The sequence below is a fragment of the Vibrio sp. A37 genome, assembly GCF_059777565.1.
In genome coordinates, this window is record NZ_JBLNLI010000001.1 from 331,213 (window position 1) to 350,954 (window position 19,742).

A 19,742-nucleotide genomic window follows, 5' to 3' on the forward strand; every position below is an offset into this window, starting at 1 on the left:
ATGAAGAATATTATGGAAAAACGTTCGATTTTAGTGACAGGCGGCGCAGGGTTTATTGGTGCCAACTTTGTACAATATTGGTTAGATAACTATCCAAATGACTGCGTAATTGTGCTTGATGCACTGACTTATGCAGGGAACTATGAAAACTTACGCCCACTTGAGCAAAATGATAACTTTCGCTTTATTCATGGCGACATCGTTGACAGCGAACTTGTCGAAAACATTCTAGCAGAACATAACGTGAACACCATCGTTCACTTCGCGGCAGAGTCACACGTAGACCGCTCTATCACTGGACCAGATGCCTTTATCGAGACCAACATTTTAGGCACCTATAGTTTGCTTAAAGTCGCGAGAGAAGTTTGGATTGAGCGCCCTAAAAAAAGTGGTCTTAAGACGATAGAACACCGTTTTCACCACGTCTCCACCGACGAAGTATACGGCTCGCTAGAGCGCAATGAGCCAGCGTTCACAGAGAATACCGCGTATGCGCCTAACTCTCCTTATTCAGCGTCTAAAGCCGCATCGGATCATTTGGTTCGCGCGTATCATCATACTTATGCGCTGAACGTCACGACGTCTAATTGTTCAAATAATTATGGACCTTTCCATTTTCCTGAAAAGCTCATTCCTCTGATCATTACCAATATTTTGTTGGACAAACCTTTACCAATTTATGGTGACGGGAAACAAATTCGTGATTGGCTGTATGTCGAGGATCATGCCCGTGGTATCGAGCTGGTGCTGGAGAAAGGAAAAGTTGGGGAAACCTACAACATCGGTGGCAACAACGAGTGGGAAAATATCGATGTCGTTAAGCTAATTTGTACTCTTGTTAACGAAGCTTTCCAACAACAGCCTTCATTAATTGATCGCTTTCCGCTTGCTCTAAATGCGCACAAGGGTGCTTCTCACGAGCTGATCTCATACGTTGAAGATAGAGCCGGCCACGATCGCCGCTACGCAATTGATGCAGAAAAAACACGCTCAGAGCTCGGCTTCGAACCGAAAGAATCATTCGAGACAGGTATACGGAAAACGATACGCTGGTACTTGGATAATCAGGGTTGGTGGAAGGAGTTATTGTAGTGCTTGATAAAATAGCTGAACGGATTTTGCCCACTAAAAGAAACCCTCTTGTCAAAGGGCACATAGATGTTTGGGATGGTGAGAAATGTGTTGGTTGGTTTAAGTCTACAGAAAATCATTCCCTTGTTGCGAAACTAGACAATTCTTCTGAGTTGGGCGTTGAAACTAACATTTATCGCCCAGATCTAGTTCAACACAACATTAGTGAGACAGGACTCAATGGCTTTGCTCTAGACCTCAATGCCCATGAAATGTACGCAAAGAATGTAAAAGTGGTTCGTTTTTTGGCGAGCGGTACTCACCATGAATTAATAGGAAGCCCAATTTACATTCAAAGTCCGAGCATAGTTGGTCACATTGATAGAGTTGAAGAAAATATAATATCTGGATGGGTTATTGATGAAAAATACCCCAATTTAAGCGTAAAAATAGATATATATATCGATGGAACGAAACGTTGTCAGCTTAGCGCAGATCTTTCTAGAAGTGACATAGTTGATGCGGGATATAAATCTGAAAAGTGTGGCTTTTCAATAGACCTAAGCAGCTACCTAGATGGTACAAAATTAAGCAGGGTAGAATTTTTCTTAAGTGATACAAAACTAAGCATTTTCGACCCTATTACGATAGCAAGTAAAAGTGTTCGAGTATCAGCGTTACTTGAATTGCAAAATCTAGCTAAATATCATGCGATAGACAAGAACTCTAACGAGCTTCTTTGGCTTACTAATAGCGTGATACCACAGTATATTGATGCAGTTAGAGATGAAGTAATTAGCGATTCGAGAGTCGCTAATCTCGACCCTTCACCTAAACGCCGTGACTCTACGATTGATATAATCGTTCCAGTCTATAAAGGATATGAAGAGACCTTAAACTGCATTAAAAGCATTTTCGCTCTGCACTACGAATCTAATTTTAATGTAATAGTTATAAATGATTGTAGCCCTGAACCAGAGTTGACTAAGGCCCTTAAAAAACTATCCAAAAAACTGCCATTTACTTTATTGGAAAATGTCGAAAACTTAGGCTTTGTCGGGACAGTCAATAGGGGGATGAGATATAGCCCTCAAAGAGATGTTTTGTTACTCAACTCAGATACTATCGTTACTGAGGGGTGGCTTGATAGGATTTTAGAATCAGCGTATTCGGACTCTACAATTGGTACTGTGACACCATTTTCGAACAATGCGACTATCTGTAGCTACCCTAGATTTTGTATCGACAACGAGCTGCCTAAAACGGTTTCTTTGACTGAGCTATCTGCAATCGTTTCTAGTGTGAACGAAAAGGCTACGATTGATCTTCCAACAGGTCATGGGTTTGCAATGTTCATAAAACGGCAGGTGCTTAACGAAGTCGGGCTATTTGACGAACAGAAGTGGGGCAAAGGTTACGCGGAGGAAAACGATTTTTCTTTACGTGCATCTAGACTTGGTTGGCGAAACGTCATGGCCGCGGATGCATTTGTTCATCACCTTGGTTCGGTTTCTTTCTCCGATAGTGCGGAAAGCTTTATAGAGGCCAATTTAAAAAAGCTGAACTTTATTTATCCCGATTATTCAAATCGAGTTGAATCATTTATTAAAACTGATCCAGTTAGAATTTATAGGAACAACATAGCTTTTGCTTTGCTTAAAAAAGAGGTAGCCAACTTTTCGTCCACTGCGAAAGATGGGTATAAAGGAAGCATAGTTTTTGTATCTCTAACGATTGGAGGTGGAACGGAAGTCGCTACAAACGACCTCACTGAGGTTCACAATGATAATGGCCAATCTGTTTTTATGCTCGTATCTCCGAAGGAAAATGTTTGGGAGCTTAAGAGCCAACTGGACAATACAATTGTTGAATACCATCTACCTCAAGACAGAGAAACCTTAGTAAGTCACCTGACAGAGCTGAAAGTTAGTAAGTTTCACATACATCATACTTTGCAGTTTGATCAATCTATTTGGGAGTTACCCAAGGAGTTAAACGTTCCATATGATGTGACCTTGCATGATTACTACGCCATATGTCCTAGGGTAAATCTAATTGATAATACTGAGTTTTATTGTGGTGAGCCTAGTGAAGATGCATGCAATAGGTGTATAAAACGATGCGGAGTACATTCCTCCTCTCTCTTGGATATGGATGCTTATGGCGGTGATATATCGGGCTGGAGAAGTTTTTTCAGTAAGCAATTAAAGAATGCTGAAAAAGTGATTACGCCTAGTTTTGATACAAAAAACAGAATACTAAAATACTTTGACTTAGATAATATTGAAGCAATTTATCACCCTGAGCCTAAGGTAGATTACCAACCAAAGTCTATATCAAATATAAGTAAAATTAATATTGCCTTTATAGGAGCTATTGGTGTTCATAAAGGGTTAAATATCCTCAAAGAATGTGCAGATTATGCATATAAATTCAACCTTCCAATAAACTTTATTGTGATTGGCTATACATCAGATGACAAATACTTTGATAGCAATCCTAAAGTTACTATAACAGGGAAATATGAGAGAAACGATTTACCTAGGATTATAAAAGAGTACGACTGCCACTATGCAGGACTGTTTAGTGTATGGCCAGAAACATATAGCTATACGCTGAGTGAAGCAATGCAGAATAATCTGCAAGTATACAGTTTTGATATGGGGGCTATTCCTGAACGATTGCCAAGTACCACTCTAATAGAAAGTACTGACACCACTAATATTATTAAGAAATTTTTGCAAGAGGAATAATAGATGAAAATTTATTTACATATTGGAGCTGGTAAATGTGGAAGTAGTTCAATTCAAGAATATTTCTCCTATTCCGATCTTGGACAACAAATACTTTATGGTTCTATCAATAGTAATGGAGAAGTTATAATCGGAGATGAGTTAAAAACAATTTCTAAAGAAAGCCCTTTTAACTATATGTCTTCGGTTAGTAGCTATGCTTTTTCTGATGAAGCCAATAAACTCAAAACGATAAAAAAACACCTTAAAAAATTATCGAAAGACTATGATGTTCTTGTCTTGTCTAATGAAGGCTGGATAGAGGAAATTGAGCAGTTTAGCTATTTTGAGAGTATATTTTCTGGTTTTGAGGTTGAAGTTATCATGATTATTAGACCTCAAGTCGAATGGTTAAATAGCGCTTGGTGGCAATGGGGTGCGTGGACGAAGAGTGAACTTAGACCTTGGATTTTAAATAACATAAAAAAATGTGATTGGTATTCTTATGCTGAGAAATGGAATGAAATTACTTATATTTCCAACGTTACTTTGTTACCTCTAACTAAAAATATATTAGTAGATTTATCTAAAAAAATTGGTTTTGAATATGTTGATGAAAACCTAAAGTCAAATGTAAGCTCGGATCCTCGTCTTCTAAGGTTTTTTACTAAAAAAAGAAAGCTTCGGCCAGACCCTCACAGTTCTGCAATTGAATTTGCATTAAATAGACATCTGATTGGTAACGGTAAACCTGATTGGGTTATTTCTCAAGAGCTTATCGCGATAGTTTTGAGCGAGTTAAGAGGAGGAAACTTGCTCATGCTAGAGAGACTAGATGACCAATATAAAAAATTAGTCTTAGAGGATGACCGGTGGTGGGGTAACGGATTTTATAAAGAGCATGATAAGAAATTAGATTTAAATACGACATTAGATGAAGATACGTTGTTAGATATGCTTGAAGAAGCATATGTGGCCATTCAGCGTTTGGACTCTGAACTTAGGGTGAAGAACTAATAACTTAAGTATTATGGTGAATTTAGTTAATTCAGGCTTCTTGCGTGTAAACAGTTCTTCAGTTACAACTAGAACAATAGTAGTTGTAGGCCCCGCTCGCAGCGGTACCTCAATTGTCTCTGGGGCACTAGCTAATCTAGGAGTTTACTCTGGATCGGCAAACTCTCCAGTGTATGAAGACTTGCGCTTGAGTCATGCGTTTGAGAGGAAGTCGCAGGAAAGCTTTGCTGACGTTGTTGAACTCTACAATGAACAACATGATATCTGGGCTTGGAAGCGGCCGTCATTGATTGCAAGTCTATCGAAAGTGGCCAGAAAGTTGCGAAATCCTCACTTTATCTTTGTTTTTAAGGATGTGTTTTCTATAGCAAACAGAAACAATATGTCTATGGGCAAAGATTTACAGTTGGGAATGGGAGACGCGATAAATGACTATAAAAGGATAATAAAGTTTTTAGATAAAACCTCACACCCTTGCATGCTCGTTTCCTCAGAAAAAGCGATTTCTAGTAAAGAAGACTTTATTGATGAGTTGATAAGTTTCTGTGGTATATCCCCAACAAAAAGTCAAAAGCTACGATCTTTAGATTTCATCAACCCTAACCCTAATGAATACCTCGTTTGCTCCCAACGCGAGCGAGTTAAGGGAGACATAGACCTTCATCTGCTAAATACAGGCGTTCTACAAGGCTGGGCATATCGAGATTTGGATGAGTCTGTTGTTGAGGTCGTCATAACTGTAAACGGTCAGGAAGTTGCAATTGAAAGCGCAAATAGACGTCGAGTGATACCAGACAAACCGAAGAACCACCCTTGTCACGAACGTGCTTTCAGCATAGACCTAAAAAAGTTCTCAGTTAAGCCAAGTGATATTGTGGAAGTTCGAGGTACTAAAGATGTAGCTAACTTTCATTCGGAGCCTTTATCGATGCCTTATCTGTCGAGTTGGATGACAGAGAAAGAACTGTCTGATACGTGTGAACCTAAAGGCGGGCTAAATACAAAATTTTTGCAGACTGGTATTGTTAGAGGCTGGGCTAGAGGCCGAGACTATAAAAAACCAGCGCAGGTAGAAATATGGGTTAACGCTCGTCTGCTTGCATTGATACCAGCATGTATTCATCGAGAACACTTAAAAAAGGATAGTATTCATCCAACAGGGTTTTGCGGCTTTGAATTAAATTTAAAGCAACTGGGTGTTCAGCCCTCAGACTCTATCCAAATAAAGGTGTCCAATACTCACCTTAAATTACCACCTAAGCCAGTCAGCTTTCCGAATTTGTCTCGATGGCTAACAGTTCCTGAGTTTCAAGAAAAAACTAAGGCAGCTCAAAATGCGGTTTAGTGTGTGGATGTCATCACTGAAGAATACAATAAAACGAATTCCACTTACAGTTTCGCTTTATAGCAGTTTGCTAAGAGCGTACCGAACATTTGTTAAGTCTGAGTACTCGTCATGGATAAAGGCTCATGAACCTAAGTTATGGCTTCCGCCCGTTGACTCTCAAGTTTTGATCTCGGTAGTTGTACCTATTTATAACCCGCCAATTAAGTTCTTAAAGCAATGTATTGAGTCCGTTCAAGCGCAAACATATCCTCACTGGCAACTTATTTTGGTGAATGATGCGTCGACGGATACAGAGGTGAACGACTATTTAAAACTGTTGTCTGGGGACGATTGTCGAATAGAGCTTGTTGAGCTTTCATCTAATCACCATATCAGTGCGGCGACAAATTTTGGTATCCAGCAAGCTGAGGGAGAATTGATTGGGTTTCTCGATCATGATGATTTATTAGCACCCAAAGCATTCAATGAGGTTTTACAGTTTGCGAAAACAAACCAAGATGCAAAGTGGTTTTATAGCGATGAAGACTTTATCTCTTGTTCGGGAAAACGGATAGCACCACATTTTAAGCCTCAATTTAACTTACACCTATTACGTTCACACAATTACATTACCCACTTTTCGGTATATAAAAAGTCGCTGGTTAAAGCTTTAGGGGGGTATCGAGTAGGGTATGAGGGGGCCCAAGATTATGATCTGGCATTACGAGCTTCCGAGATTCTAGACGATTATGAGATTGTGCATATTCCAAAAGTTCTTTATCACTGGCGTATGCATGAAAGTTCTACCGCGGCGAACAGTGCGTGCAAACCCTATTCGGTAAGTTGTGGTCGTAAAGCTTTGATGAGTCATTTACAAAGGCTAAGGATTTCAGCAACCGTTCGAGAAGGAAATATAGATAATTATTTTCATGTCAGTTACAGACCTAAAATCTGGCCTAAAGCTTCTATCATAATTCCGACTAAAGATAACGTTGAGTACTTGCAGAAGTGCGTAACGAGCGTTATTGAAAAAACGTTATATCCAAACTTTGAAATCTTGATTGTTGATAATGGCACAACTGAATGCAAGGCGTTGTGGTACCTTTCTGTGGTGGAAAAGTACGATAAGGTTCGGGTTCTCGCTCACGACAAACCATTCAATTACTCAGAAATAAATAATGTTGCAGTTCAGGTGAGTAATGGGGAAGTCATAGTACTTTTAAACAATGATACTCAGGTCATTGAAAGCTTGTGGCTTCAAGAGTTGGTTGGGCTGGCAATGCTGCCCGATAGTGGCTGTGTGGGAGCCAAGCTATTGTATGAAGATGGATCCATTCAGCACGCTGGCGTTATTCTTGGTCTAGGAGGATATGCCGCTCACTCACATCGTTGTATGGATGACAACTCACATGGCTATTACAACCGACCACATATCAATCAATCTGTATCAGCAGTGACGGGTGCTTGTCTTGCGATCAGAAAGGCTGTGTATCTAGAAGCGGGAGGGTTAGATGAAGCATTCCAAGTTGCATATAACGATGTTGATTTTTGCTTGAGAGTTCAATCGCTTGGCTATCAGAATATCTACTGCGCAGGTAGTGTGCTGTATCACTTCGAGTCTAAATCTCGTGGCGATGACTCAAAAGATAAAGAAAAAAATAGAAGATTTGATAGGGAGAAGTCGATGCTTGCTCAGCGTTGGGCAAATCAGCTTCAAGGCGACCCTTACTATAGTCCTCACTTAACTAGAGATTCAGAAAACTTCAGTATAAGAAGTGTTTACGATTAATTGATTTCATTAAATTGCGAGTTGTAAGTTTCGCAAATAGGGATGTAGTGGATGTTATCTCTCCAAAACCTAACCAAATATTACCCGTCCGAATTGGGCCGGCAATATATTTTCCAGAATATGGACTTCATCTTTCCTGAAGGTCATAACGTCGCTTTGTTGGGCTCTAATGGGGCGGGTAAATCGACCTTGTTTCGAATCATCGCTGGCAGTGAATACCCCAATACAGGCAGGGTCCAGACTGACAAATCCGTATCTTGGCCAGTGGCCTTAGCGACGGGTATTCACCCGCAGATGACAGGGCGAGAAAATACCCGATTTATAGGTCGAGTTAATGGTGTTGCCGATCTCGATGATTATGAAGAGAAGGTGAAAGCGTTTGCTGAGCTAGGCGTGAAATACGATTTACCTGTAAAGAATTATTCAAGTGGTATGCGGGCTCGCTTAGCGTTTGGGTGCTGTATCTCGATTGATTTTGATATTTACCTGATTGACGAAGCCACGTCAGTTGGCGATCAGAAATTCCGCGTGAAGGCCAAACAGGCGCTGCTCAACAGAAGCCAGAGCGCAAATATTATTATGGTTAGCCATGATACGAAAGAAATCAGCCAATTTTGTGATAGCGCTGCAATCCTGCATAAAGGTGAGCTGCATTTCTATGCTGATTTAGATGAAGGGCTAGAAGTATATCGCTCTCTCTAAAAGAGTGCTGACACTATCGTAGCTGACGTTGTATGAAGTACGTGTAAAGGAAGACAGTATTTATGTTGCTTGGTATAGAGCCTTCTATCATTGTTGTAGGACTCTTTGTCTTAACTGTTCTGGGGTTGATTCGGTTTCAAAATCACCCCGAGAAAGTCTTCGGCCTCGTGTTACTCATCTTATATACGCTGAATATTGTGTCTACTGAACAAGTGATATCTAGCTTTTCCAATGTTGGCTTACTGACTCTTGTTTTGCTCATGACGTGCTCATTAGCGCTAGAAAAGACTCGCCTACTTAGAATCATTGCGACATTTATTATCAAGCAAAGCTACCTGAAAACATGGTTTAGATTATTTGGCCTAACGGTTATTTCATCTGCTTTTTTAAACAACACTGCTGTGGTATCGACCATGCTTTCGCCTATTCGCAGCAATGGCTACCACAACGCCAGTCGTTTGCTCATCCCCCTATCTTATGCCGCTATCTTTGGTGGGACATTGACGTTAGTGGGCACTTCCACGAATTTGATTGTCAACAGCATGGTCTTGGAACATGGGTTGCCGTCTTTAGGCTTTTTTGATTTTACCCTTGTTGGTTTGTCCGTTGTGCTTGTGTGTGGGGCCTTACTGTATTTTCTTTCTAATCTGTTGCCAAATACCAATAACGACTCGGTAAAATCGACCGAGTATTTTATCGACGCCAAAGTATCATCAGGCTCAAATCTTGTGGGTCGGAGCGTAGAGCAAAATGGTTTAAGAAACCTAGAAACCTTATTCCTTGTGGAAGTGATGCGTCGAGGTCGGCTGATTTCACCTGTCTCTCCCCAAGATGAAATTGAAGCGGGTGACCGCCTAATCTTCAGTGGTGATATTAAAAAGGTGATGCTGCTGCATCAGTTTGATGGGTTGACAATCTTTGCTCATGAAAATGGTTTACCGCTAAAAAACCTTCACGAAGTCGTGTTGAAGCCAGAGAGTGTGTTGGTTGGCAAGACACTGAAACAATCAGGTTTTCGGGCCCTGTTTAATGCCGCTGTCGTCGCTTTGCGCAGAGATGGTGAATCGATATCAGGTAAGCTAGGTGAAGTCACATTGAGGGCTGGTGACTTTTTAGTTTTAGCGGTCGGTGAAGACTTTAAAAAACGGCACAATATTAAGAAAAACTTTTATCTAATAAATGGATTAGAAGCCGAAAAAACGCTGACTGCCAACCAAGAAAAAGTGGCGGTTCTAGGCTTCGTCGTGACGATTGCGCTAGCGGCTTTTAGCATCATCTCGTTATTTAAAGGCATGCTTATTTTACTTGGTGTTCTCATCTTATCGGGGTGTTTAAGTTCCAATGAAATAGTGCGCCGACTGCCGAGCCAGATTTGGCTCATTATCTCTTCTGCGCTTTTGATGTCGCAAGCGCTGTCCAGTAGCGGCGCATTGCAATTCTTAAGTCACATTGTTGATCAAAATACCGAGTTATTTACGCCGTTTTTCGGGCTCATCATCGTTTATGCCGTGACATGGTTAATGACAGAGCTGGTAACGAACAACGCGGCAGCAGCGCTTGTGTTTCCCATCGCGTATAGCTTAGCGATGACCGCCCATGCCAATCTCCACGCTTATGTTTTAGCTGTGGCTTTCGGCGCAAGCGCAAGTTTTATTAGCCCATATGGTTATCAAACCAACCTTATGGTGTTTAACGCTGGCAAGTATCACCTACGCGATTTTGCAAAAGTTGGACTGCCTATTAGTTTGGCTTATGGCGTGACGGTCATTAGTGCCATTTACTTTTTTGTCGGTGTCTAGAAAGAATAAGGAAAATCCATGAATATAGCTCCCGAACGAATGACGCATTTAAAACAGCTGGAAGCGGAGTCCATCCACATAATGCGTGAGGTCGCAGCTGAATTTGATAACCCTGTAATGTTGTATTCTGTTGGAAAAGACTCCTCAGTGATGCTGCATTTAGCCAAGAAAGCCTTTGCTCCCGGTACGCCTCCTTTTCCATTGATGCATGTCGATACCACATGGAAATTTAAAGAGATGATCGCTTTTCGAGACTACATGGCGAAGAAACTCGGAATGAAATTGATCGTCCATCAAAATCCAGAAGGGCTCGCTATGGGCATCAACCCATTTGTGCATGGAAGCTCTAGACATACAGACATAATGAAGACGCAAGGGCTTAAACAGGCACTAGATAAATATGGCTTCGATGCTGCGTTTGGTGGTGCTCGAAGAGATGAAGAAAAGTCTAGGGCGAAAGAGCGAGTCTATTCGTTTCGAGATGAGCATCATCGATGGGATCCTAAGAACCAACGTCCAGAACTTTGGAATGTTTATAACGGAAAAGTGAATCAAGGAGAGAGTATTCGAGTATTCCCTCTTTCAAACTGGACTGAGCTGGATATCTGGCAATACATCTATTTGGAGCAGATAGAAATACCGAGTTTGTATCTATCTGAATTACGCCCAGTGGTTGAGCGAGATGGCATGCTAATCATGGTGGATGACGAACGTATGGAACTTAAACCAGGTGAAAAAATCGAGCAAAAAATGGTTCGTTTTAGAACGCTAGGTTGTTACCCGTTAACTGGCGCTGTCGAATCGCAAGCGACCACGCTACCAGAAGTGATTCAGGAGATGCTGCTTACCACGACATCTGAGCGCCAAGGTCGCGCTATTGATCATGACAGTGCTGGCTCTATGGAAAAGAAAAAACGCGAAGGGTACTTTTAAAGCATGTCAGTCTACGAGAAAAAACAGCACGACTCAGCAAGCAAAGATATCGTCTGGCATAACGCCTCCATAAGTTGTAATGAGCGTGCTCAGCTTAAAAAACAAAAGCCAGTGGTATTGTGGTTTACTGGCTTGAGCGGCTCAGGTAAATCCACCATTGCCAATGCTGTTGAGTTGATGTTGTGCGAGCGAGGAAAACACAGCTACCTACTCGATGGTGACAACGTCCGCCATGGCCTCAATAAGGATTTGGGTTTTAGCGATGCGGACAGAGTCGAGAATATTCGTCGAATTGGTGAAGTTGCAAAACTCTTTGTTGACGCCGGCAACATCGTGCTGACCGCGTTTATCTCGCCATTTATCGCTGATCGAGAGCAGGTAAGAAACTTGTTGGGGGAAGGGCAGTTTCTGGAAGTTTTTATTGATACTCCATTAGAAATATGTGAGCAGCGCGATCCTAAAGGTTTATATAAAAAGGCGCGAGCAGGTGAGATTGTTCACTTTACCGGAATCGATTCTGAATACCAGCCTCCCGTGTCGCCTGATTTACACATAAAAACCAACAGCATATCTGTTAGAGAATGTGCTAACCAAATATTGGATAAGCTATCGGCTCTAGGGTATTTGGAATACGAAGAAGAATAAGCTCTCCGCTGAAAACTGAGTGAGCGTTATATAAAAATTATTAGACATAAGGAATTTACATGTCGCATTCGTCAGAGTTAATTGCGCAGGACATCGAAGCCTACTTAAAGGTACATGAGAATAAAGATCTATTACGTTTTCTTACGTGTGGGAATGTGGATGATGGTAAGTCGACATTGATCGGGCGTTTGCTATACGACAGCAAGCTGATCTACGAAGATCAAATGGCGGCCATTGAGAAAGACTCACAAAAGTTTAATACGACTGATGAAGCATTTGACTTAGCGCTGTTAGTTGATGGGCTCCAATCGGAAAGAGAGCAAGGCATCACGATTGATGTGGCTTACCGATATTTTTCTACCGACAAGCGCAAATTCATTATCGCAGATACTCCGGGACACGAGCAATATACACGCAATATGGTCACTGGCGCGTCTACTTGCGATTTAGCAATCGTGATGGTTGATGCGCGCTACGGGATACAAACTCAAACTCGCAGGCATAGCTACCTATGCAGTTTACTGGGGATTAAGCACATTATTGTTGCTATCAACAAAATGGATTTGATGGATTATGACCAGCAAGTGTATCGAAAGATTAAAGCTGATTACCGCGCCATGGCGAATGGGTTCAATATTAAGGATATCCGCTTTGTCCCTATATCCGCACTAAAAGGCGATAATGTCGTTACACCAAGCGATCATATGGACTGGTATCCGGGAGCAACTTTGATGAAGTTGCTTGAAACCGTCAAAGTGAACCAAGATAAAGACTTAGAACATATGCGTTTTCCTGTTCAGTATGTTAATCGTCCAAATCTTAATTTTCGGGGCTTTTGCGGCACATTGGCTTCAGGCGTTGTAAAAGTTGGCGATAATATTACCGCGCTCCCTTCCGAAAAGCGTTCAAAAGTAAAACGTATTTACACTTATGATGGAGACTTGGAAAGCGCTTATCCCGGTCAAGCAATTAGCATTACTTTGGAAGATGAAATTGATGTTTCCCGTGGCGATATGCTTGTCCACACGGGACACGAGCCCAAAATAACCAACAAATTCACTTCCCACATAGTTTGGATGGGAGAAGCGCCACTGCGTACCCACCAAGACTATATATTTAAGTTTAAAACAAAAAGCTGCAGCGGAACGTTCACCAATATTCTGCATAAAATTGATGTAAACACTCTGGAGCATAGTGAACAAGAGTGCCAAGCATTGGCATTAAACGAAATTGCACTTGCTTCCATTCAATTGACCGATCAGGTGCCTCTTGACGAATACCACAGCTTGGCGGAAACGGGTTCGTTTGTTGTCATTGATAGACACAGCAATGTGACCGTTGGCGCAGGAATGGTTGCGTCGATTGCAGATGAAAAGGAAAGCGCGCAGCGGGTGTACTCTCAAATGGAGAAAGATCTAAATTCATACGTTCGAAAACACTTCCCAGAATGGGGATGTAAGGAAGTTTAGTCGTGGCAACGGAAAGCTGATGTCGTTAATAGCTGTGAACTTTAATATGAATGGGTGATTCTATATGCAAGCAAGCGTCTACTTAATATTGGTAGGTTTAAGTACCTCACTTCTAACCATTCTTTTTTGTCAGCTGGCCTGTGGTTGGCGCTTGCTTGATACACCTGATTGTCGAAAGCAGCATGTCGGCAATATTCCACCTGTGGGCGGTTTATCCATTTACGTCCCAGTTGCCTTCTCGGTGCTAGTGTATCCCGAAGCGGTCGCTTTACCAATGGAATACATAGGACTGAGTTTTTTGCTGCTTGTGCTCGGTGTTTTTGATGACAAGCTCGATATCAGTAAATTGCTTAGGATCAGTTTGGTCGTGTTAACCAGCGTTTGGTTGGTTATCGGGCACGATATCACGACTTTTTCTTTGGGGCGTTTGTTTGCAAATGGGGAATACTTTATTGCTGGAAAGGTCAATGTCTTAATTTTTATGGCGTTAGCAATGGTAGGCTCGATTACTGCTTTCAATATGGTAGATGGTCTTGATGGGCTACTCAGTTTTTTAGCTGCTATTGCGTTAATCAGTTTAGCGATTTTGTTTGATATATCAGGAGCAGAAACATTTGCTTCATTTTGTTGGGCGCTTTTAACCTCAATTTTGTTTTTCTTGCCGTTTAACTTTGGCATAAAGCGTATTGATAAATTTAAGGCATTTTTAGGAAATTCGGGCAGCACCTATATCGGATTTACGTTTATATGGCTGTTTATTTTTGGTACTCAGGGTTATGAATTACCGTTTGAGAGAGCTTTTTCACCGGTGACAGTTTTGTGGATTATTGCGGTGCCATTAATGGATATGACACTGGTTATATTAAAACGCCTTCTCAGTAGGAAATCGCCCTTCGCTGCAGACAGGAGACATATTCACCATCTATTGCTGCAGCACGGATATTCAAGTTTGCATACGTTGTGCATTATTTCTAGTATTTCTGCAATTTTAGCGACGATTGGCGTACTTTCTGAGCTAAATCATGTGAGTGAAAGCATCATGTTTTATTCGTTTCTAGCGTTGTCAGTGGTGTATGCGTCCGTTGTCTGCCTCTTTGAGGCGAAGTGCTTACCGCGTTCGCAAGAAACGAATATTGCATGTCGAGCAAAGTAGCGCCGTTTTTATCTAACTATCGGCTGGAACGCACTTTTCACTATTTAACCTGAGCTCAGGTTATTTAGCTCAGTTTGCAAAGTCCGGTAGGACTTATGTTCTATCTCTTTGTTGGATAGCCCAAATTGACTGGCGAGCTTGATGAGTTCGGCTCTATATTGCTCTAGGCGTTGTTCTTCATCTGTCATAATTGCAAATTCGGCAAAATCTCCAATATTTTTCAGGTGATCGAGCGTGATGTGAAACTGACCTAAAAAGTAAATGCTACGAGTTTTTTCCATCTTTAATGACACTTTATATCCCATGGTACATAGCATACTTTTGGCGGCAGTTGAGTCAGTAATGTCGGTTGCCTCACATCGGTCAGATTCTGGCCCTTTTACAATCCACAGTTTGATTCCAGAAGGCTCCATTTCGCGAATGCAAACGCTTTTATTTTCATCGGTAAGTTGACCGTCGGCGGTATCGAAATAGGTGTCTGACTCGATATTATCGATTAGCATCACTCCGTGATTAAACTGACTCAATGTGGCCAAAAAATTGGTTTTAGATTTAAGACGATATTTTATTTCAACTTCATATTTGCCTTTAAAATGATCTTGACTCAAAGGGTTCCTCTACTTTTTCTTTATTGGCTTGAACACCCCCATCTTACTTCTGTTGGAGCTGTAATTGCATTTCATATTTGCTTATCGCTTCTTGGCTATCGATTGCTTTTATTGTCTTTGAATCAATGACAAAGTTATCACAGACTAGCGAGTAAATAACTTCCTTTGCTTCAGGTAAGTCGATACGCTGTGGGACGATGAAAGTGCCTTTTTTGAGAATGGTATACGAATTTATCATCACGCTGCCTCTTTAAGTACGGTAACTATGAGTACATTATTGCGAAAATCGAGCGGTGAAATTCCACTATTGGGCCTGAAATTGGTACTTATTCGCCAAATCGTGAGAAAGCGTTTCCAACTCTCAAAATGGTTATTTGGAGTGCTTACTCCGATACTCTCTCGGCGACATACCTTTATAAGACTTAAATAATCGATTGAAGTTGGATTGGTTGTTATAGCCCACTGAGTGACAAATAAAATTAATACTTAAGCTGGTGGTTTCGAGTAGGCTTGCGGCTTGACCTAACCTGATCTTTTTAAGGCGCTGGCTGAAGCTTTCACCAAAATGTTTCTGAAAGATTCGGTTGGCCGTTCGAGAACTGCAATAGATATATTCCGCGACTGAATCCAATGTAATGCTTTTCGCATAGTTCTCTTCAATGAAGCTGGAAAGTTTATCTACTTTGTCTTGTTCACATTCGCATATTTCATTTTCTTGCTGGAAAGGTGATCTTAGCAAAATGCTATCTTTGTCGGTTGCGATTACGTTTAAGAAGCGCAGTAGTACCGAGAGCTGCTCCAAGCTTGATGTTTGGTAATCTAACTCATTGATGACTTTGTAAGCCTGTAACGAAGTCTGTGGGCAAAAAGAAAGGCCATTGTTGAGATTAAACAGTAACTTGGACAACTTATGCATTTCACTACAATGAGTCAGCATATTGGATATCCAGTCTTTGTCTATCCATAACGAATGCCTCTCATTCACACCTTGCTGTGGCGTTAAGCTTCCAAGAAAGTGCGGAATATGAGGGGGAATGAGGAGTAGCGAATGTTTACTTACTTCGACATCAACGTTACTGACTCGCACTTTACCTTGGTAGTTTACGAGTAGGATAAGTTCGTACTCATTGTGATAATGGAACGTACTATTGGAGAGTGGGCTGTCATCCATGTAGTGTCGCCAAGAAAAACCCGGTCGAATAGGAGTTTTGTTGAGTTCAGGCTTCATACTATTACCAACTCTAGCTTACATTGGCTTTAGCTTAACACCACATGAATGCGTGTTTTTTGAACTGGCCAAAAACTATTGAAAACTGGCCGGTTAGTATTATTTCTTTAGTTGCTCTTTTGCGGCTTCAACTTTGGAGAAATCTAAGCCAAGTTCTTCTACCGCTTCTTTGATTAACGCGGGGTTTTGCATGACTTGCGCCATAAGCATTTGTAGTTTTTCTTGAGGTAACCCTAATTGGCTAACGGTTGCCATGGCAGCGAGAGGGTTTTCTGTTAAAGCTTGAAATAATTCGTTGATTCTCTCATCGCTAATATTGTTCTCTTTCAATATTGCAAGGATTGGGTTCATGTCGTTACCTTTTTACTGCGAAATGTGAATATAGAAAAGATAGTCTAGCACTTCGATATGCGCGATAAAACTAGGGGTTACTCTCGCTTTCTCTTTTAACGTGCTTTGGATTGCTAGCTATTAATCAATCTGGTCAAACCAATTAATTATTTTTCTTATATTTATGAGTGTTGGGAATATATTGGTGGCATACTGTGAAGCCCCAGTTCGCCAGCCTTAAGTTAAAAAATATGGTACGTAAAATAATCAAATCGCCTATTCTTATTGGTATCGCCACTAGTGTTTTGCTCTCTGCGTGTTCTAGCTCACTTCCTACCAAGAAAGAACAAGCGGTTGCCGCTCCTGCCAATATCAAACTCAGCGAAGTAAACTACTCTTCTGATGAAAAAGGTATTCAGTGGGTATCTAAAAACCTCACTCCTCATGATTACACCAATATCATTGTTCAGCCTGTTAGTATTGATCTCAAAGAGAAGCGTTCACCTCAAATTCCTCAAAATGTATTGGTAAAAATATCCGATCGAATAACAGCGCAGTTAAAATCAGATATGTCGAGCGACGTTAAAGTGGTGAGTGAGCCACAGGCCCATACAGCGAAATTGTCCATTGTCATCTACGAAGCGAGTACGGGGGCAGAAGATGCGAAAATTACCGACTTTATACCCATTGGCGCTGTAATTGATGGTGTCGCTGCTGCCGTTGGACACCGGAGCCAAACGGTCCGTTTAGTGATTGAGGCGAAAGTCACGGATAGTATTACTGGCAAACTATTGGCAGAGAGAATTTCGGTAATTAAGGAAAACGGTATTCTTTCCAACGAGTACGTTAAATTGACGTATCAAGAGGTTCAAAAGCGGGTTGAGGGCTTTGTGAAAGAAATGAGAACATTTGTTCAATCTGCCGTTTATTCAGCCAAGCAGAAACCTTAGTTTGTCCTAGAGCACGCTCTAGTATAAAAACCAGAACTTCCAACATATTGTTGTTCCCCATTGTGGTGAAAAATTGTGAGACGACTTACGGAGCTTTCATTTTTTTCACTGATTAATGGGGAATTTTTTTTGGCTGAGTGATCTGTTTTTTACTTTTGTTTAATTAGGCATGATGTCATGGAGTTTAAAAAGTTGGCTCACCTCGGTATTTGGCAGATATGCTCCTGATTACCCCCTAATTGTATAGAACCAAATACCGAGCTTACCTCTTTCATATCAGCTGTGCTGTGCGACAAGTTGGCTCTCTAGCCGGCCATTGGTGATTAATATCGTGGCGCAAATAGCACCAATAATAAGCGCTCCGACAAAGATATAGACAAAACCATGGGAGAAATTATGATCCAGCTGAGTGGCAAGCATTGGAGAGAAGCCACTTATTGCAGCCCCAATGCCATAGCTGGCGCAACACCCACTACTTCGCAAGTATTTCGGATAAATCTCCGAAAATATGGGGGTTATGGTTCCTTGAACCCAGCAACCTAAAATAACTAGTGTCAGTAGGCCGAGTGCCATGCTGGTCATATCATTTGACAATATTAAATGAATCGCTGGGTAGAGAAGCGCAATGTGAAGAATGATGCCGTACAAGGTCATTTTAGCGCGCCCAAACTTATCTGACAGTAAGCCAAACATTGGATAAAGCAAACATGCGACTAGCAGGGAAATGGTATTGAGTGTCAATGATTGACTCATTGTGAGGTGGCTATATTGGGTGAAAAAGGTAACGAAATAGACAAAGTCGATGTAGAACATGCCACCCAGTGCTGCACTAAATAAAACAACGATTAAAAAGCTCAGTTTATAGTCTTTCCATAAGAACTTATAGGTATTCGAAGTGGGTGCTTTAGACTTATCAAAGCTTTTTGCCTCTTCTTTTTTAAACTGAGAGCGTATGACGAATAAATAGATCGCCAGTAAAACGCCGCCAAAGAAGAAAGTGATTCTCCAAGCATAAGGTTCCAAACTTGTTGGCGTATAGTTGAGAACTAAGTAGCTGGTTCCTGATGCTAAAAGGAAACCAATGAGAGACACTGAAATTGCAATCCCTGAGTAAAAGCCAGTATTTTTAAGTTGTTTGTTTTCAGCGGTAACGACAAGGAGGTTCGCATACTGACCTCCAGCGGATATCCCCTGAATAATTCGAATCACTACCAAGAGTATCGGCGCCATAATTCCAATTGAGGCAAATGAGGGCAAAAAGGCGATGAATAGTGTAGAAAGCCCCATAATGATAATGGCTAGATTCATGCTGAAGTACCGGCCAACGCGGTCTCCGATCCAACCAAATACAATTCCTCCTAGAGGTCTGGCCATAAAGCCAACGGCAAACGTTGCAAACGCGAGCAGCAAACTACTGAAAGCGCTTGCTGTTGGAAAAAATAACCTTCCGATCGTGGCAGAGAAATAGCCGAACAGGCAGAAATCATACCATTCGATAGCGTTACCAAAGGATGTTTTTAAGGTGTGAGTAATATTTTTACGTAATTGCATGCTGTATGTCAGTTCGCTTGGGTTAACGTTGAAGAAAGTAATGCAATGGATGCTTTATGGAGATAGTTAGGCTTGTGTAAGTACAATAATTGACGCGCGCTCCACGTTAACATTTGTAGGAATTCGATTAAATTCAATTTAACAAATAGTTATGCAATCTTAGTTTGACTGAAGTGTCATGGTACTTTGAACTTCACCACAGCCCCTTTACCTGTTGTACGGAGGCTACCAAAGACTTTATCTAGACGGAATTATTGCTTAATTCACTGATCCTTCAGGGGTTGAATTTTCCTCTAGATAAATATAGTTTCTAGTTTCGCAGAATAAAACTCTGTGATATGGTTGTTTTTCATCCTACTTAATCTCAAAAACAGAATAATATGTTAGTTTTGCTAACAGACCTGTAAAAAATTATCGATTTTAATTCGTTTTCCGTTG

17 protein-coding genes are annotated in these 19,742 nt (G+C 41.2%); 12 read left to right on the plus strand and 5 right to left on the minus strand.

All coding sequences use genetic code 11. The features are described 5' to 3' along the window. Positions 1-12 precede the first annotated feature (12 nt). From rfbB to ACM2FC_RS01455, 11 genes are all read left to right on the plus strand, one after another. On the plus strand, positions 13-1,092 hold the full coding sequence (rfbB, locus tag ACM2FC_RS01405) for a dTDP-glucose 4,6-dehydratase (RefSeq protein ID WP_498479031.1): 1,080 nt from the start codon (positions 13-15) through the stop codon (positions 1,090-1,092). Further along, positions 1,092-3,824 (plus strand): glycosyltransferase, encoded by a 2,733-nt coding sequence (locus ACM2FC_RS01410; RefSeq protein ID WP_498479032.1) that lies wholly within the window; start codon positions 1,092-1,094, stop codon positions 3,822-3,824. The genes rfbB and ACM2FC_RS01410 overlap by 1 nt, the downstream gene beginning before the upstream one ends. Positions 3,825-3,827: 3 nt before the next feature. Next, on the plus strand, positions 3,828-4,820 hold the full coding sequence (locus ACM2FC_RS01415) for a hypothetical protein (protein ID WP_498479033.1): 993 nt from the start codon (positions 3,828-3,830) through the stop codon (positions 4,818-4,820). 16 nt (positions 4,821-4,836) lie between these two features. After that, entirely contained in the window at positions 4,837-6,165 is a 1,329-nt protein-coding gene (locus tag ACM2FC_RS01420) for a sulfotransferase family protein (protein WP_498479034.1), read from the plus strand. Further along, positions 6,155-7,936, plus strand: a complete 1,782-nt coding sequence (locus tag ACM2FC_RS01425; protein WP_498479035.1) for a glycosyltransferase family 2 protein — start codon at positions 6,155-6,157, stop codon at positions 7,934-7,936. Before ACM2FC_RS01420 ends, ACM2FC_RS01425 begins: the two co-directional genes overlap by 11 nt. Before the next feature lie 51 nt (positions 7,937-7,987). Continuing rightward, on the plus strand, positions 7,988-8,638 hold the full coding sequence (locus tag ACM2FC_RS01430) for an ABC transporter ATP-binding protein (protein WP_498479036.1): 651 nt from the start codon (positions 7,988-7,990) through the stop codon (positions 8,636-8,638). 62 nt (positions 8,639-8,700) lie between these two features. Next, entirely contained in the window at positions 8,701-10,437 is a 1,737-nt protein-coding gene (locus tag ACM2FC_RS01435) for an SLC13 family permease (protein ID WP_498479037.1), read from the plus strand. A gap of 18 nt (positions 10,438-10,455) precedes the next feature. After that, the gene (gene cysD, locus ACM2FC_RS01440) at positions 10,456-11,370 is read left to right on the plus strand and encodes a sulfate adenylyltransferase subunit CysD (protein ID WP_498479038.1); all 915 of its coding nucleotides are present in this window, start codon (positions 10,456-10,458) and stop codon (positions 11,368-11,370) included. A gap of 3 nt (positions 11,371-11,373) precedes the next feature. After that, complete coding sequence (cysC, locus tag ACM2FC_RS01445; protein ID WP_498479039.1) at positions 11,374-12,015, plus strand: adenylyl-sulfate kinase; 642 nt, start codon at positions 11,374-11,376, stop codon at positions 12,013-12,015. A 59-nt stretch (positions 12,016-12,074) separates the two neighbouring features. Further along, positions 12,075-13,484: a sulfate adenylyltransferase subunit CysN gene (cysN, locus tag ACM2FC_RS01450; protein ID WP_498479040.1), complete on the plus strand. Its 1,410-nt coding sequence runs from the start codon at positions 12,075-12,077 to the stop codon at positions 13,482-13,484. 64 nt (positions 13,485-13,548) lie between these two features. After that, positions 13,549-14,637: a UDP-N-acetylglucosamine--undecaprenyl-phosphate N-acetylglucosaminephosphotransferase gene (locus ACM2FC_RS01455; protein WP_498479041.1), complete on the plus strand. Its 1,089-nt coding sequence runs from the start codon at positions 13,549-13,551 to the stop codon at positions 14,635-14,637. Between the two features lie 44 nt (positions 14,638-14,681). On the opposite strand, the gene cyaB is transcribed toward ACM2FC_RS01455, so the two are convergent. The 4 genes from cyaB to ACM2FC_RS01475 form a co-directional block, all read right to left on the minus strand. Beyond that, a complete protein-coding gene (cyaB, locus tag ACM2FC_RS01460) occupies positions 14,682-15,245 on the minus strand; it encodes a class IV adenylate cyclase (protein WP_498479042.1) in 564 nt (187 codons plus the stop codon). A 43-nt stretch (positions 15,246-15,288) separates the two neighbouring features. Beyond that, positions 15,289-15,483, minus strand: a complete 195-nt coding sequence (locus ACM2FC_RS01465; RefSeq protein ID WP_498479043.1) for a hypothetical protein — start codon at positions 15,481-15,483, stop codon at positions 15,289-15,291. A 132-nt stretch (positions 15,484-15,615) separates the two neighbouring features. Further along, positions 15,616-16,473: an AraC family transcriptional regulator gene (locus ACM2FC_RS01470; RefSeq protein WP_498479044.1), complete on the minus strand. Its 858-nt coding sequence runs from the start codon at positions 16,471-16,473 to the stop codon at positions 15,616-15,618. A 99-nt stretch (positions 16,474-16,572) separates the two neighbouring features. Beyond that, positions 16,573-16,824, minus strand: coding sequence for a DUF2999 family protein (locus ACM2FC_RS01475; RefSeq protein WP_498479045.1), 252 nt, complete (start codon positions 16,822-16,824; stop codon positions 16,573-16,575). A 230-nt stretch (positions 16,825-17,054) separates the two neighbouring features. Here ACM2FC_RS01475 and ACM2FC_RS01480 point away from each other — a divergent pair, with 230 nt between their 5' ends. After that, a complete protein-coding gene (locus tag ACM2FC_RS01480) occupies positions 17,055-17,753 on the plus strand; it encodes a DUF3313 domain-containing protein (RefSeq protein ID WP_498479046.1) in 699 nt (232 codons plus the stop codon). 276 nt (positions 17,754-18,029) lie between these two features. On the opposite strand, the gene ACM2FC_RS01485 is transcribed toward ACM2FC_RS01480, so the two are convergent. Further along, positions 18,030-19,304, minus strand: coding sequence for an MFS transporter (locus tag ACM2FC_RS01485; protein WP_498479047.1), 1,275 nt, complete (start codon positions 19,302-19,304; stop codon positions 18,030-18,032). Positions 19,305-19,742 lie beyond the last annotated feature (438 nt).

Bases quoted from the DNA above. Each gene is read 5' to 3' on its own strand.
- rfbB (WP_498479031.1), top strand. From the start codon at position 13: ATGGAAAAACGTTCGATTTTAGTGACAGGCGGCGCAGGGTTTATTGGT.
- ACM2FC_RS01415 (WP_498479033.1), top strand. From the start codon at position 3,828: ATGAAAATTTATTTACATATTGGAGCTGGTAAATGTGGAAGTAGTTCA.
- ACM2FC_RS01425 (WP_498479035.1), top strand. From the start codon at position 6,155: ATGCGGTTTAGTGTGTGGATGTCATCACTGAAGAATACAATAAAACGA.
- ACM2FC_RS01430 (WP_498479036.1), top strand. From the start codon at position 7,988: ATGTTATCTCTCCAAAACCTAACCAAATATTACCCGTCCGAATTGGGC.
- ACM2FC_RS01435 (WP_498479037.1), top strand. From the start codon at position 8,701: ATGTTGCTTGGTATAGAGCCTTCTATCATTGTTGTAGGACTCTTTGTC.
- cysD (WP_498479038.1), top strand. From the start codon at position 10,456: ATGAATATAGCTCCCGAACGAATGACGCATTTAAAACAGCTGGAAGCG.
- cysC (WP_498479039.1), top strand. From the start codon at position 11,374: ATGTCAGTCTACGAGAAAAAACAGCACGACTCAGCAAGCAAAGATATC.
- cysN (WP_498479040.1), top strand. From the start codon at position 12,075: ATGTCGCATTCGTCAGAGTTAATTGCGCAGGACATCGAAGCCTACTTA.
- ACM2FC_RS01455 (WP_498479041.1), top strand. From the start codon at position 13,549: ATGCAAGCAAGCGTCTACTTAATATTGGTAGGTTTAAGTACCTCACTT.
- ACM2FC_RS01465 (WP_498479043.1), bottom strand. From the start codon at position 15,483: ATGATAAATTCGTATACCATTCTCAAAAAAGGCACTTTCATCGTCCCA.
- ACM2FC_RS01470 (WP_498479044.1), bottom strand. From the start codon at position 16,473: ATGAAGCCTGAACTCAACAAAACTCCTATTCGACCGGGTTTTTCTTGG.
- ACM2FC_RS01475 (WP_498479045.1), bottom strand. From the start codon at position 16,824: ATGAACCCAATCCTTGCAATATTGAAAGAGAACAATATTAGCGATGAG.
- ACM2FC_RS01480 (WP_498479046.1), top strand. From the start codon at position 17,055: ATGGTACGTAAAATAATCAAATCGCCTATTCTTATTGGTATCGCCACT.
- ACM2FC_RS01485 (WP_498479047.1), bottom strand. From the start codon at position 19,304: ATGCAATTACGTAAAAATATTACTCACACCTTAAAAACATCCTTTGGT.